The 15141-nt window shown below is 63.4% G+C and carries 11 protein-coding genes; 7 read left to right on the plus strand and 4 right to left on the minus strand.

Annotation, left to right across the window (positions count from 1 at the left end; all coding sequences use genetic code 11):
- Positions 1-38: 38 nt before the first annotated feature.
- Entirely contained in the window at positions 39-500 is a 462-nt protein-coding gene (locus tag Thiosp_RS11820; RefSeq protein ID WP_201066286.1) for a hypothetical protein, read from the minus strand.
- A 514-nt stretch (positions 501-1014) separates the two neighbouring features.
- On the opposite strand from Thiosp_RS11820, the gene Thiosp_RS11825 reads away from it, so the two are divergent.
- The 4 genes from Thiosp_RS11825 (at position 1015) to dtd (ending at position 3737) form a co-directional block, all read left to right on the plus strand.
- Positions 1015-1191 (plus strand): hypothetical protein, encoded by a 177-nt coding sequence (locus Thiosp_RS11825; protein ID WP_201066288.1) that lies wholly within the window; start codon positions 1015-1017, stop codon positions 1189-1191.
- Positions 1192-1365: 174 nt separating this feature from the next.
- Positions 1366-2286, plus strand: a complete 921-nt coding sequence (locus tag Thiosp_RS11830) for a hypothetical protein (protein ID WP_201066290.1) — start codon at positions 1366-1368, stop codon at positions 2284-2286.
- A gap of 51 nt (positions 2287-2337) precedes the next feature.
- Positions 2338-3294, plus strand: coding sequence for a prolyl aminopeptidase (pip, locus tag Thiosp_RS11835; RefSeq protein ID WP_201066291.1), 957 nt, complete (start codon positions 2338-2340; stop codon positions 3292-3294).
- 5 nt (positions 3295-3299) lie between these two features.
- Positions 3300-3737 carry a D-aminoacyl-tRNA deacylase gene (gene dtd, locus Thiosp_RS11840; RefSeq protein WP_201066292.1) on the plus strand — a complete coding sequence of 146 codons (438 nt, stop codon included), beginning with the start codon at positions 3300-3302 and terminating at the stop codon, positions 3735-3737.
- A gap of 47 nt (positions 3738-3784) precedes the next feature.
- Here the strand turns inward: dtd and Thiosp_RS11845 are convergent, their stop codons facing one another.
- Together Thiosp_RS11845 and Thiosp_RS11850 are read right to left on the minus strand one after the other, a co-directional pair.
- Positions 3785-4732 (minus strand): diguanylate cyclase domain-containing protein, encoded by a 948-nt coding sequence (locus tag Thiosp_RS11845; protein ID WP_201066296.1) that lies wholly within the window; start codon positions 4730-4732, stop codon positions 3785-3787.
- A 14-nt stretch (positions 4733-4746) separates the two neighbouring features.
- Complete coding sequence (locus tag Thiosp_RS11850; RefSeq protein WP_242518514.1) at positions 4747-9807, minus strand: PAS domain S-box protein; 5061 nt, start codon at positions 9805-9807, stop codon at positions 4747-4749.
- Positions 9808-9987: 180 nt separating this feature from the next.
- Here Thiosp_RS11850 and alaC point away from each other — a divergent pair, with 180 nt between their 5' ends.
- From alaC to Thiosp_RS11865, 3 genes are all read left to right on the plus strand, one after another.
- Positions 9988-11205, plus strand: coding sequence for an alanine transaminase (gene alaC / locus Thiosp_RS11855; protein ID WP_201066298.1), 1218 nt, complete (start codon positions 9988-9990; stop codon positions 11203-11205).
- A gap of 63 nt (positions 11206-11268) precedes the next feature.
- Positions 11269-12585, plus strand: coding sequence for a homoserine dehydrogenase (locus Thiosp_RS11860; protein WP_201066300.1), 1317 nt, complete (start codon positions 11269-11271; stop codon positions 12583-12585).
- A gap of 96 nt (positions 12586-12681) precedes the next feature.
- Positions 12682-12927, plus strand: a complete 246-nt coding sequence (locus Thiosp_RS11865; protein ID WP_201066301.1) for a BolA family protein — start codon at positions 12682-12684, stop codon at positions 12925-12927.
- Positions 12928-13052: 125 nt separating this feature from the next.
- On the opposite strand, the gene Thiosp_RS11870 is transcribed toward Thiosp_RS11865, so the two are convergent.
- Positions 13053-15137 (minus strand): NAD(+) synthase, encoded by a 2085-nt coding sequence (locus tag Thiosp_RS11870; RefSeq protein WP_201066304.1) that lies wholly within the window; start codon positions 15135-15137, stop codon positions 13053-13055.
- Positions 15138-15141 lie beyond the last annotated feature (4 nt).

The following is a 15141-nucleotide window of genomic DNA, read 5'->3' on the forward strand; positions in this document are numbered from 1 at the left end:
AAGCAAAAGAGGGGCAAGAATCGCGCGTGTTCGCAACCTCATTGCTCGACCTCCAGAACCTTGACCAGGTCGGTATCCGGCGGCGAGCTGACATATCCCACAGCGCCGGCGGTTTGGCTGACGCGTTCGATCATTTCCTGCTCGTTGGCCACCTGCCGCGGGGCCTGCCCGGTGCCGGAGAACACTTGCCGGTCCCAGGTGCGTCTGAGCTGATAGGGATAGACCTCCAGCACGCGCTTGGCGAAAGACTCGTGGACGGGATTGTTGTCCGGGAGCACGAAGACGGTGACCGGGCGCTTGTCTGGCCATTGCGGCATGCGCATGGTGATCAGCAGGCGGGCGAAATTCCGGTCGATGGCGTTAAGATCGACATCGGCGTTGACGATGACTTCCTGCCCGCCGGCCGCCCCCGTCGCCAGAGTGCCCGTCATCAGCGCGAGAGAAACCAGAATGCCGCGCGCAAGTCGCGAACCCGCGGTCGCGGGGTGGGCGGCGGTCATCAAACGGCGTTTGGATGGCGGGGGAGAAGTCACGTTTGGCAGAAGAAACCCTTATCCCTCCGGCAGGCTGATGCAAGCCGATGCCGCGCTGCGCCATCTTTTTGGTCTGAACTTTGCCGCGTCATCGATACAGCCAAGGGACCGGTTGAGAAGTTTGATGCTTAAGTGTAGATGCTAATTGTACTAATTGTAGATGCTAATTGTACAAGGTTACACCCACCAGCCGAGCGACTGAACGAGGGTCACTGACCCGGCCGCTGCAGCGCAAGCGGCCTGAGCAGGGCTGAAAACGCTGCTCGAACAAACATCATAGCGCACGCGAATCTTGCTCGAAACGGATGCCTGGGCTATCTTTGGACGCCCGTATTGGCCGGGCAGGCCTACCACCTTCCCGCAAAAAACAATATTTATCAACGGCGACGGTATTGTCGTGCTACCCGAAATCTGACCGATATCTGCAGAACCGCCTCCAAGGTGCTATCTCAGGTATCAAAAACCTAGCGAGGATCCTGTGATGAAAGATTTCCTGATCGTGATCGTGATTGTGCTCATCGGCGCCGGCTGGACTTACTTCGTTGGTCATTCCCATACCGTGCAGCTTCGCTATGACTGTGGCATCGAGGTTCCTTGGCACGAGGCATTCTTCCTTCACACCGACCGCTGTCCCGGCGACTCCGCGCCGCAGTCCTGAACCGATTCCAGGGGCGCTGCTCGAGCGCTGCCCCATCCGCGCTGGCAGCTTTGATCATCAAAGCCTGTCGGTGTCAGCGCAGCTAAACGGAGCCGGTCTGGTGTCTTATGGTCTCTGGGAGTGCCCTTGCGGGGCTTTCACTGCCCTGGTACCTGCCTCAAGGGTATCGTTAACATGCGCACTTTAACCCCGAACCCCTTGCCATGGGCGGCATCCACCGGCGGCTGGCGCAGGCTTGCGGCTGCGCTGAGCTGTGCTGCGGTTGTTACGCTACTCGGCGCCTGCGAGACCCTGCCGTCCGTCGGTCTCGGTCAGGGTGGCGTGGATGCGCCGCTGGCAGAGTCCAAGGGTTTGCAGTCGCAGAGCCAGTCGTTCGGGTTGCAACCGTTCTCCCTGGACTCGACCAATAACGCCGCGGCGGAAAGTGGCGCCGACCAATCGGGTGGGGACTTTCTGGCAGCGTTTTTTGGTGGCGGTTGCCAGGCCGGCGGTAAGAAAGACTGCGCCGAGGAGGAGGCGAAGCAAGCGGATGATTGTCTGCGCCAGGCAATCGAGCTGCCGCATACCACCTCGTATCGTGACGATGAAATGCGCCGACTGCTCGGCTGTGCCGAGCGCCGTTACAGAAAGGCGCTGACACTGTCCGCTTCGGAGCAGGGCAGCATCCGCCGGGTCGCCTACCATGGCGGTTTGCTGCTGGCACTGAGCGAGCGTCGCAATCGGCTTGACGACAATACAGCCGAGCCGCGCGTCGGTCGCGAGAACCGAAAATTGCTTGAAGCGGCCGACGACACGCGCGATGAGGCGCCTGAGAGCGCGCTCGGTTTCTTGTATGGGGCCTCGGCGCGGCTGTTTCGCGCAACCTTGTCTGATGACCCTGTCAGCGTTTGCTCCGATCTGCGCGAGGCCGCGGCGATGCTCAATGCCTCGCCGCCGCCGCCGGATGCACTCGCGGCGGAGCAGCAGCGGCTGAGCGAGGTGGCGGGCTCGGAGCTCAAGCGCTGTGAAACCCTGGCGCAGTTGGCCGCGCGCGGCGATGCGGTCTCTGCGGGGCTAGCAACCAAGGCAAGCGCTTCTTCAACCATAGCAGACTGATTCTTCAACCGCGGTGCATTGACACTGTCGATTGAGTGGAGGGATCCGGCGATGCAGGAAAGCCTTTATCCGGCCATTGAGCCCTATACGACCGAGTTCCTTGAGGTCGGCGACGGCCATGAGCTCTATGTGGAGCAAAGCGGTAATCCAGCGGGCTACCCGGCGCTCTTTTTGCACGGTGGCCCCGGCGCCGGCTGCGGCGCATCCCACCGGCGATTCTTCGACCCTGAGCGCTATCGCATTATTTTGTTCGATCAGCGCGGTAGCGGTCGCTCCCGCCCCCATGCCAGCATTGATGCCAATACCACCTGGGATTTGGTCGCCGACATCGAGCGCCTGCGGGAGCACTTAGGCATCGAGCGCTGGTTGGTGTTTGGCGGCTCCTGGGGCTCGACCTTATCCCTTGCCTATGCCGAGCAACATCCGCAGTCCGTGGCCGCGCTGGTGTTGCGCGGCATTTTTCTGTGCCGGCCGGAGGAAATTCACTGGTTTTATCAGCAGGGCGCGTGTCGGCTGTTCCCGGACTACTGGCAGGACTATCTCGCGCCCATTCCGCCGGAAGAGCAGGTCGATCTGCTGCGCGCCTACGCCGAGCGGCTGTTTGGTCCGGCGAGCGAGCAGCAGACGGCGGCGGCGCGCGCCTGGTCGCTGTGGGAGGGCCGCTGCGCCACCCTGCTAGCGGATCGCGATTTGCGCGACAGCTTCGCCGCCGATGCCTTCGCGCTCGCGTTAGCGCGCATTGAATGCCATTACTTTATGCACAATGCGTTTTTTCAGTCCGATCAGCTCCTGCGCGATATCGACGCCATTCGTGGCATTCCCGGCGTCATTGTCCATGGTCGCTATGACGCCATCTGCCCGCTGGCCTCGGCCTGGGAACTGCACCAGGCCTGGCCCGAGGCGGAGCTAAACATCATCCCCGACGCAGGCCATGCCGCCTTTGAGCCCGGCATTGCCCGCGCGCTGGTGGCGGCGACCGATCGTTTCGCTCAAACGCTTGCGCCCTAGCGGACATGATTGCGCTGCTGCAGCGCGTCACCCAGGCGCGGGTCCATGTGGCGGGCGAACTGGTTGGTGCCATCGACGCGGGTTTGCTGGTGCTGGTGGCGGTGCAACCCGATGATGACGACTCCCGCGCCAAGCGCCTGCTGGAACGGTTACTCGGCTATCGCGTCTTCCCCGATGCCAGTGGGCGCATGAACCGGAGCCTGCTCGACACCGGCGGCGGCCTGTTGCTGGTGCCCCAGTTCACGCTGGCGGCCGATACGCGCAAGGGTACCCGCGCAAGCTTCACCAGCGCGGCTGCGCCCGCGCTCGGCGAGCGGCTGTTCGCCTATTTGCTCGAGCGCGCCTGCCAGGTGCACCAGCCGGTCGCGGGTGGTGTTTTTGGCGCTGATATGCAGGTCAGCCTGACCAACGACGGCCCCGTGACCTTCTGGCTGGAGGTTTGAGCTGCGCCCCCCCCCCCCCAATGGCCGGCGCCCGGCGCCCGTTGCGGTCAGGCGCTTGATGAACCAGACATGAACTGATTACGGCCATGCGTCTTTGCCCGGTAGAGGGCGGCGTCAGCGTTTTTTTTGAGTGCTTCTGCGTCTGCCTTGGTGTTTGCCTTGGGGCTTGTCTTTGCCTCGGCGGCGCTGTGGGTGGCGCCGCCGATGCTTAAGGTGACATGGGGGGCGACATCCGAGTAGGCGTGTTCGAGATTGAGTGCGCGCACGGCCGCAAGCAGGCGTTCGGCGATGTCTTGGGCGCCGGCGGCGTCGGTTTCCGGCAGGATGACGGCGAATTCCTCGCCGCCGTAGCGCGCCACCAGGTCGGCGGGGCGCTGGGGCACCTCGGCCAGGGCTTGGGCGACGCGTCTGAGGCAGTCATCGCCGGCGCCGTGGCCGTAGTTGTCGTTAAAGGGCTTGAAATGGTCGATATCCAGCATCAGCAGGGACAATGACTGGTGGTCGTTGCGGGTGAGTCGAGCGCATTCCTCGGTGAGTTTCTGGTCGAAGCGGCGCCGATTGGGGATGCCGGTGAGCGCGTCTTCCCAGGAGATTTGCTCGAGCATGTCGGTTCGCAGCTTGAGGTTGACCTGATTGCGCACCCGGGCGCGGACAATGGCCGGGTTGAAGGGTTTGGTGATGTAATCGGCGGCGCCCAGGTTCAGGCCGTGCTCCTCGTCCTTGTCGTCGTTCATGCCGGTGACGAAGATCACCGGAATGCCGCGGGTGGTCTCCTGATCCTTCAGCCGGCGGCAGACTTCATGGCCGTCCATGTCCGGCATGATCACATCGAGCAGAATCAGGTCCGGCGGCTGCTTGCTCTCGGCCAGTTCCAGGGCTTTGTGACCGCGCGTGGCGGTGAGGATGCGATAGTCCGCTTTCAGCAGCGCGGCCAGCAGTTGGATGTTGCTGGGTTGATCGTCAACGATCAGAACAGTGGCTTTTTTGTCCGGCATGCGGGGTCTCGCGATCAGTCGGTGTGCTTGAACTGAATACCGGCGCGCGCGGCCAGTTGGCGCAGCAATTCGGCGGCTTCATCATGCTCGAACTGCTCGATGCGCGCTTGGAGTTCCTGGGCGGCGGCCGGATCGACCTGGCGCGCGAGGTGATCGAGAATCACGGCCATGGGTGCATCGTCGATGAGTTCTCCCTGGGACAGGGCGCGCAGCACGGTGGCGATGGTCTCGGCCAGCGGTTCGGCCAAGGGTTCTGTCAGCGGCTCGGCCTCGGGATTGTGCGGCGTCTCCTTGCGCGCGCGCTCGCGGGCAACCGGTTGCGGGAGTTGTTCCAGTTGTTCGCGCACCTTCGATAGCGCTTGGGCAAAGGCGCGGATGTCCTCATCCCGCGGCCGGCCATGGTCGCGCAGACGGGTTTCCAGGGTCGCGGCACGTTCAGCCAGCGTATTGGCGCCGACCATGGCGGCGAGGCCTTTCAGCGTGTGGAGCAGGCGTTTGGTGAGCGGATCATCGGGGTTTGCCAGGGCCTCGGGCAGGGCGGAGAGTTCGCCGTCGAGTTGCGCGCGCAAGCCGTGCAAGGTGCGCAGATACAGGGCCTGGTCGCCCTCGAAGCGCTTGAGTCCGCCGCCCGTGTCGATGGCGGAATCGATGACGGAATCGATGGCCGTGAACGCGGTGGGCTGGGCGGTGGAATGGGCCGGGGGCTGGGCTGGCTGCTGGTGCGCGACCGCGCTGGGCGCGGCGACAGGCCGGTCCGCCGCTTCGACCGGGTTGTCCCCGGCGCGCAGCCACTGGCCAAGGGTGGCAAGCAACGCTTGGCTGTCGATGGGTTTGGCCAGATGGTCATTCATTCCGGCGGCGGCGGCGCGGGTGCGATCATCCTCCATCACGGCGGCGGACAGGGCGATGATCGGGATGGTTTTGTCGTGTTCGCGGATGCGCTGGCTGGCCTCGAAACCGTCCATGACCGGCATTTGCAGATCCATCAGAATCAGATCAATGTCCTCGCCGTGCTGTGCGAACTGATCCACCGCCTCGCGGCCGTTTTCCGCTAGGATGACGCGCACCCCGGTGCGCTCCAGAATGGCGCGGGCGACTTCCTGATTGAGCGGGTTATCCTCCACCAGCAATACGCTGTGATGGCGGAAGTTGGGTGCGGCCCGGGCGGGGACCTCGGCGCGCCGATCCGCTCCGCTGCGGGCCTGGTTGATGGCGTTGAAGAGCGCGCGTGGGGTGATCGGCTTGCTGACAAAGGCGCCATAGAGGCTGGCGTGCGGCTCGAGTTCATCGGCATTGTAGGCGCTGACGATCAGTGCCGGAATCACGCCCTGGCTGAGTTCGCCGCGCTCGCGCAAGGCTTGCAGGCGCTCCAGGGTCTGGATGCCGTCGAGTTCGCCGGGCATTTTCCAATCCATCAGGATGAGGGCAAAAGGTGTCTTGGCCTGTTCGGCGCGCTGCACGGCCGCGATGGCCGCCGCGCCGCTGTCGGCCTCTTCCACCACCGCGCCCTGGGACTCCAGCATGTCGCGCAACAGAGTGCGCGCGGCCGCATGATCGTCAACCACCAGGACTCGGGCGCCCGCTTCGAGCGCAAGGGAGGCCGGATCAGCGCCCAGATCCGCATCAGCGTCGGCGGCCAGCGGCAGTCGGATGTGAAAGAAAAAGGTGCTGCCCTCACCGGCGCTGGATTCCACCCGCAGCTCGCCGTCCATGCGCTCGACCAGGCGCTGGCTGATGACCAGCCCCAGCCCGGTGCCGCCGTATTTACGCGTGGTGGAGGTGTCGGCCTGGGAGAAGGCATGGAACAGCCGCTTGAGCTGCGCGGGCGCGATGCCAATGCCGGTGTCGGACACCGCGAATTCCAGTGCCATGTCGGCGTCGGTGACCTCCTGCTCGCGAATGGCCAGACACACCTGGCCCTGTTCGGTGAACTTGATGGCGTTACCGAGCAGATTGGTCAGCACCTGGGCCAAGCGCAGTGCGTCACCAACCAAGGTGCATGGATGGTCAATGGCTAACTCGAAAATCAGCTCGATCCCGCACGCATCGGCGGCAGCGGCAAAGAGCGTGCGCAGTTGATCCAGTAGATCCTCCAGACGGAAGGGCTGCGGGTCCAGCTCCAGTTTGCCGGCTTCGATTTTGGAGTAGTCCAGAATGTCGTTGATGATGCCAAGCAGCATGCGCGAGGAGTCGCGAATCTTGCCCAGGTAGTCGCGCTGTTTCGGGTCGAGCGGGGTGTGCAGCAGCAGGTCGCTCAGCCCAATGACAGCGTTCATCGGGGTGCGGATTTCATGGCTCATATTGGCCAGAAACTGGCTTTTGGCGTGGTTGGCGCGTTCCGCGGTTTCCTGCGCCTGCTTGATTCCGGTAAGATCATTGTACACGGCAACGACTTCGCCGGAAGAGAGCTTAAAGACGGTGTTTTCGCGCCAGACTTTCAAGTCTTCGTGCTGGTAGACCGAGATCGGCACATGCTCGCTGTCGCCGGTGCGCGCCACTCGGCGCAGCAACGCGAGCAAGCCCATGGCCTCGGCGCCCGGGAAACACTCGCTCAAGCGGCGCCCAATCACAGCCTCGCGGCGGGTCTGATCCATGCGTTCGGCGGCGCTGTTGTATTGGGTAAAAACAAAATCCTCGCCGTCATCGACCGGTTGATACACCGCCACGCCGCTGCCGGTCTGCTCGAAAATACCCTGGAAACGCTCTTTCTCCGCTTCCAGCGCCCGCTTGGCCAGGACGGAATCGGTCACATCGAGATCACTGCCGCGGTAGCTCAGCAAGTCGCCCTGATCATTGACAACGGGAAAGGCATGGGTAGACATCCACAGCACGCGTCCGTCTTGATGGATCACCGGGTTGAGCAGCCCGGTAAAGGTCTCATGGCGCGCGAAGGCGGCAAAGACCGCTGCCTTAAACGCCGCGCGCTCCGCCTCGGGGTGCAGGTCGTAGAAATGGTGGCGATGGATGAGTTCCTCTGGCGCATAGCCCCAGACGAGCCTGGCCACCTCGCTGACATAGGTATAGCAACCCTGGGCGTCGACTTCCCAGGTCACGGTGCGGCTGTGGGCGGCGAGCTGCTTCAGGCGCTGCTCGCGTTCCTTGATGCCTTGCTCGGCCTGCTTGAGCGCCGAAATGTCCTGGACAATCGACCAGATGACCTCGCGGCCCTCGGCATCGGTGGTTTTGAAGCCGTTGAGCAACACCGGGTAGCGGTGTCCGTCCTTGTGGATGTATTCCTTCTCATAGGGGCCGTAGGCGCCGGTGGCGCGCAGGGATTCAAGCGCGCGTTCCTCATCGGCTTTGTACGCGGACGGGGTTACATCCCAATAGGCGAGCCGACGAAATTCCTCGGGGCTGTAGCCGGCCGGCTCATGCACGGCGCGGTTGAACTCAAGCCACTGTCCGGTATGGAAGTCGTTCATGGCGATGCCGACCGGGGACAGCTCAAACAGGGTGCGGAACTTGGCTTCCTCGACCGCCAGGCGGCGCGTTGCGCGCACCCGTTCGCTGATGTCTTCGTTGACTCCGACCACCCGCACCGCCTGGCCCTGGTCATCGCGCATCGCCCGCGCCAGTCCGCGCAAATGGCGGATGGCGCCATCACTCGGGCGGCGGATCTGAAACTGCACCTCGAAGGGTTCGTCTTTCTCAATGAGCGCGCGGAAGGCGCCTTCGACCACGCTCAGACTCTCGGGCAAGACGGTCGCGGCCCAGTCGGCGAATCGCTCGCCGAAATGCTCGGGATCAATGCCATAGAGGCTGAACATGCGCGCGTCCCACAACAGCCGGTCATGGGCGATGTCATAGTCCCAGATGCCGATTTGCGCGGCCTCGGTCGCCAGCTTGAGGCGCTCTTCGCTATCGCGCAGGCGCTGTTTGGCTTGCTTGCGGGCGCTGATGTCGCGAAACACGGCGAGCAGGCATTGTTGATCGTCCAGGTCCAACAGGCTCGCGGTGACACTGACATCAATCAACTGGCCATCCTTGCGCCGATGCTGGGTGCGGAACTCATCGAAGCCCTGATCCAGAATCTTTTGAATGTGGCGCGCGGTTTCCTCGGGCGTTTCCCGCGCCTCGTAGTCGCTGATGCGCAGGCGGGCGAATTCCTCGGCGCTGTAGCCCAACTGTTGATAGGCCTTGGCATTGAATTCAAGCGTGGTGCCATCGGCCAGATCAATCAGCAGGGTGGCATCCGGGTAGTGATCGAACAGCGCACGAAAGCGCCGCTCCTCACGCTTGAGCGTCTGATGCTGAGTGCTGAGTTCCCGGTTGAGCTGATCGAGTTCTGCTTGATGCTCCTTGAGCAGATTGAACCAGTGGTTGTAGTAGAGGCTGACCAGATCGCGCTGGCCGACCAGGCCGGTGAAGCGCTGCTCGGCATCCACAACAACCACCCGCTTGATGTGCTGCGCACGGCAGACGCGCAGCGCCTCGGAGATGGTGGTGTCGCGGCTCAGGGTCTTGACCGGTGCGGTCATGCAGGCCCCGATGGGCTGGTCGAGATCAGCGCTGGAGCTGATCAAGGCCACCAGGTCGCGCTGGGTGAGAATGCCCACGGGCTGCTCATCGCGCAAGACAATGCAGGCGGTGAACTGGCCGAGATGCATGCGTTGCATCACCTCACGCACACGCGGGCCTTCATCGACGGTGAGCGGTTGCAGGCCCTGAATCAACTCGCCCAGGCTCTGGGTCTCGGCCAGCATGCTGGGGTCGAGGCTGGCGGCGAGATCGCTGTAGCTGACAATGCCCAGGAGCGTGCCCGCCGCATCGACCAGACAGATGTGCTCGGCCGGGGTGCGAATGGCATTGAGCCCCTCCAGCACTGTTTCGTCGGGCGCGCGCAGGGCCGGCTCGGGCAGATCCAGCTCCGCGAGTGTCTTCGACAGCGCCACCCCCTGAGTCTGAAATGCCAACAGGCGGCTGGACAGCAGCAAGCGATAGCCGGGTTCGAGCCGGACCACCACGCTGCGAATGTTGTGTTTGCGCATGGTCCGGGCCGCCTCGGCGAGGCTGGCGCTGGCCGGCAGGGTGATAACCCTGGTGGTGGCGATAGTGCGCAGTTTGGGGAAATGCATGGTCGGCTCGGCGCAACGGCGAAGACAATGCATTATAGACGGACATGGACTTGCTGTGGTATTAGACGGGCACTCTCAGCCAGGGGTGCCGGCCAGGGTGCGCGCGGTCATTTGAATCCGCCGCGCGGCGCGCTAAACTGCCAACCTTTCCCGTTCAGAAACCCATTGAGAGGTTCCCCCGTGGTCGCGCCGCAGCCCAACTTTAGCCGCATCGAGCGGCTTCCGCCCTATGTTTTCAACATTGTCAATGAGTTGAAGGCAGCGGCGCGAGCGCGCGGCGAGGATATCATCGACTTCGGCATGGGCAATCCAGATCAGCCGACGCCCGAGCATATCGTCGACAAGCTGGTTGAGGTTGCCCAGCGCCGCGATACCCATCGCTATTCGGTCTCGCGCGGCATCCCGCGCCTGCGCCGCGCCATCTGCCGCTGGTATCAGGACCGCTACGCTGTCACGCTCGACCCCGAGACTCAGTCCATTGTCACCATCGGCAGCAAGGAGGGGCTCGCGCACCTGGCCATGGCCACCATGGCCGCGGGCGATACCGTGCTGGTGCCCAATCCGGCGTATCCGATTCATCCCTACGGCTTCATCATCGCTGGTGCCGATGTGCGCCACGTCAAGCTGACGCCCGAGGTGGACTTTTTTGAGGAGCTGCAGCGCGCCATACTGGATTCCTGGCCGCGCCCGAAGATGCTGGTGCTAAATTTCCCCGGCAATCCGACAACGCAGTGCGTGGAGCTGGACTTTTTCGAGAAGGTCATCGACATTGCTCGCGAGCACGGCATCTGGGTGGTACATGATCTGGCTTATGCCGACATCGTCTTCGACGGCTACAAGGCGCCTTCCATCCTGCAGGTACCGGGTGCGCTCGACTATGCCGTAGAGTTTTTCTCCATGTCAAAAAGCTACAACATGCCGGGCTGGCGCATCGGTTTCATGTGCGGTAATCCGACCATGGTCGCGGCGCTTGCGCGCATGAAGTCTTACCTGGACTATGGCACCTTCACGCCCATTCAAGTCGCGGCCATTCATGCGCTCGAGTCCTCGCAGGACTGCGTCGCTGAAATTCGCGACCAGTACCAAAGCCGCCGCGATGTGCTCTGCGAGAGCCTGCAGGCTGCCGGCTGGCCGGTCGAGAAGCCGCGCGCGACCATGTTCGTTTGGGCGCGCATCCCTGAGGCCTATCGCGCTATGGGCTCGCTGGAATTCGCCAAAAAGCTGCTTAAGGATGCCAAAGTGGCAGTCTCGCCCGGCATTGGCTTTGGCGACTATGGCGACGATCATGTGCGCTTCGCGCTGATCGAGAACGAGCACCGCACCCGTCAGGCGGTGAAGGGCATCAAGCAGATGCTGCGCGACGACGCGCGCACCGGCTTTACCGCGACAGCCGGCTGAGTGCGCGGCGCTATCACACCATCTCATCTGGGCGCGATCACTATTTCATCTGGAGGACGCAACATGGAGCCCGTCAACATCGGACTCTTGGGCCTGGGCACGGTCGGCGGCGGCACCGTCTCCGTGCTGACCGGCAATGCCGAGGAAATTGCCCGCCGCGCGGGGCGCGAGATCCGCATCGCCCATGCGGCGGCGCGCGACTATGACCCGAGCCGCTTCTCGGGGCTGGAAAAGATCGGCAAGATTTCCGACGACGCCTTCGCCGTGGTTGATGACCCGGAAATCGACATCGTCATTGAGCTGATCGGCGGCTACTCGCCGGCGCGCGAGCTGGTGCTTAAGGCAATTGAGAACGGCAAGCACGTGGTCACCGCCAACAAGGCGCTGATCGCATTGCATGGCAATGAAATCTTCGCTGCTGCCCAGGCCAAGGGCGTGACCGTGGCCTTCGAGGCCGCAGTGGCCGGCGGAATACCCATCATCAAGGCGCTGCGCGAGGGTCTGGCGGCAAATCATGTCGAGTGGATCGCCGGCATCATCAACGGTACCGGCAATTTCATCCTGACTGAAATGCGCGACAAAGGCCGGGCCTTTGCCGATGCGCTGGCCGAGGCGCAAACGCTCGGTTATGCCGAGGCCGACCCGACCTTCGACGTCGAGGGCATTGACGCCGCGCACAAGCTCACCATTCTCGGCTCCCTCGCATTTGGCATCCCGCTGCAGTTTGACAAGACCTTTACCGAGGGCATTTCGCATATCGAGCCCCAGGATGTCGCCTATTCCGCTGAGCTTGGCTACCGCATCAAGCATCTTGGTATCGCGCGGCGCACCCCGGACGGCATCGAGTTGCGCGTGCATCCGACGCTCATCCCGCACCGCCGGCTCATCGCCAATGTTGATGGCGTGATGAACGCAGTGCTGGTCAAGTGCGATGCCGTCGGCCCCACGCTCTACTATGGCGCCGGCGCCGGCGCGCTGCCGACTGCCTCCGCCGTGGTGGCCGACGTGGTCGACATCACCCGCGCCCTGACCACCGACCCGACCAATCGGGTGCCGCATCTCGCCTTCCAGCCCGACGAGCTGAGCGATACCCCGGTGCTGCCGATTGAAGCCGTCGAGACGGCCTATTATCTGCGCCTGCTCGCGCTCGACCGCTCCGGCGTCATGGCCGCCATCGCCGGCATTCTGGGCGAGGAGGGCATCAGCATCGAGGCCATCCAGCAGAAAGAACCCGAGGAAGGCGAGACCCATGTGCCAATCATCATGCTCACCCATCGCGTCAAGGAAGGCGACATGAACCGCGCCATCACCCGTATAGAGGCGCTGGAGGCCGTGCATGGCAAGGTGGTGCGCATCCGGCTCGAGTCGCTCGAAGGCTGATTGACCAAGGACCGCGCCCAGAGGGTCCGGGGTTGGACTGGCAGCTTTCCGGCCTTACCTCTGCCGCAGCCCAGAACCGACCGACAAGGAGCGAAGATGGAAACAGAAGCAATGGAGCAGTTGATCCGCGATGGATTACCTGGCGCCGAGGTGCAGGTGAGCGGCGACGGCAGTCATTTCGACGCCATTGTCGTCAGCGAGTCCTTCGAGGGACTGACGCCGCTAAAAAAACAACGTCTGGTCATGGACACAGTGCGCGAGCAGATCGCGAGCGGGGAGCTGCATGCGTTGTCCATCAAAACCCTGACTCCAGCTCAATCGGCGGACGAGCACCGGTTGTAAGTGTCCAGTGCCGCTCGGTTGATCACCCGCCGGAGCATGCCTCCAGTACCGCTGCTCAAGAGCGACTGGCCAGGGCGTTGCTGCACCGACCCGGCTGACTCAATTCGCACCTTACTCCCGGTTTGCTAGTGGGGCATTGGCGCATCGGGCACATTACGGCGCAATTCCTCCAACCACACATCCGGCACCGCATCGCTCGGTGCGCGCCAGTCGCCGCGCGGTGACAGGGAGCCACCCGAGCCGACCTTGGGCCCATTGGGCATGCAGCTGCGCTTGAATTGACTGCTGCCGAAAAAGCGCCGTAAGAACACTTCCAGCCACTGGCGGATGGTGGGTAGATCGTACTCGCGCCGGTCCGCTGCTCCCATGCCATCAGGCCAGGGCCCGCGCGTGCAATCATGCCAGGCATGCCAGGCAAGGAAGGCTACCTTGCTCGGGCGCATGCCGAAATGGCTGATGTAATAGAGGTTGAAGTCCTGTAGCTCGTAAGGACCGATGATGTCCTGGGTGCTTTGGATATGACCCTCGGCATCGGGCGGAACCAGCTCGGGGGATATTTCTGTCGCCAAAATGCTTCGCAGTACCGCATTGGTGGCGTCATCGAACTGGTGGCTGTCGATCAGCCAGCGGATCAGATATTGAATCAGCGTCTTGCTGACTGAGGCATTCACGTTGTAGTGCGACATCTGGTCGCCCACGCCGTAGGTGGACCAGCCCAGGGCGATCTCGGATAGATCCCCGGTGCCCAGCACCAACGCTTGGTGATGGTTGGCAAGCCGGAACAGATGCGAAGTGCGCTCCCCGGCCTGCACGTTCTCGAAGGCGACATCATGCACCGGCTGGCCGTCGGCGAACGGATGGCCAAGGTCCTTGAGCATTTGCAGGCAGGATGGGCGGATGTCGATTTCTTGTGCGCTCACGCCGAGCGCCCGCATCAGTGCCCAGGCGTTGGCGCGGGTCTGCTCGCTGGTGGCAAAGCCGGGCAGGGTGTAGGCCAGCACATTGGCGCGCGGCAGCCCGAGCCGATCCATGGTGCGCGCGGCCACCAGCAGCGCCTGGGTGGAGTCCAGCCCGCCGGAGATGCCAATGACCAGCCGCTCGATGCCGGTTGCCAAGAGCCGCTTGGCCAGCGCCTGCACCTGAATGTTGTAGGCCTCGAAGCAGCCCTGGTCGCGGGTTTGGCTGTCCGCCGGCACGAAGGGGAAGCGCTCCAGCCGCCGCTTGAGGCTAAGATCGCCGGCGGGTAGCTGAGGCGTGAAACTGATCCGCCGCATCCCACGCAGGCGCTCGCGCTCACTCGCCGCCGTATCGCCGAAGCTGGTGCGTCGGCGACGCTCGCCGACCAGCAGGTCGAGGTCGATGTCGGAAAAGATCATTTGCTCGCCAGGCGCGAAACGCTTGGACTCTGCCAGCAGCTGGCCATTTTCGTAAATCACCGCATGGCCGTCCCAGGCCAAATCCGTGCTCGACTCGCCCGGGCCGGCGGCGGAATACAGATAGGCCGCGATGCACTTGCCGGACTGGGCCGCGCACAGGGCATGCCGTTCAGTCGCCTTGCCGATGGTGATGTTGCTGGCCGAGAGATTCAGCAGCAGGGTGGCGCCAGCCAGCGCGGCATAGGTGCTCGGCGGTAAGGGCGTCCACAGGTCCTCGCACAGCTCCAGATGCAGCACGCAGCCGGGCAGCTCTTGTGCCTCGAATAACAGGTCATTGCCGAAGGGGACGGTCTCGCCCAGCAGGGAGATGTCCCGGCTTAGCGCCTCGCCGGCGGGGCTGAATTGTCGTTTCTCGTAGAATTCCCGATAATTTGGCAAGTAGCTCTTGGGTGCCGCGCCAAGCAGCCGCCCCTGATGCACCAGCACGGCGGTGTTGAACAGGCGCCCATCCACCGCCAGCGGCAGGCCGACCGCCAGCAGTGTCGGCAGTTCCCGGCTTGCCCCGCGCACGGCATCGAGCGCCGCCAGGCTGGCATCGAGCAACGCCTGCTGCTGGAACAGATCCTCATTGCTGTAAGCCGAGAGCCCAAGCTCAGGGAAGAGGGCCAGTAGCGCGCCCTCGGCCGCGGCTTGGCGTGCCAGCCGGATGCTCGCCTCGGCATTGGCCCGGGGATTGGCTACGACTACCTCGGGCACGCAGACTGCGACGCGCACCATGCCCTGGCGGTAGAGGTTAAAGAAGTCCCCGGCGTGGGGCGTCCGTGCATCCGTCATGTCT

This window comes from Thiorhodovibrio litoralis, from assembly GCF_033954455.1.
GTDB classification, from domain to species: domain Bacteria; phylum Pseudomonadota; class Gammaproteobacteria; order Chromatiales; family Chromatiaceae; genus Thiorhodovibrio; species Thiorhodovibrio litoralis.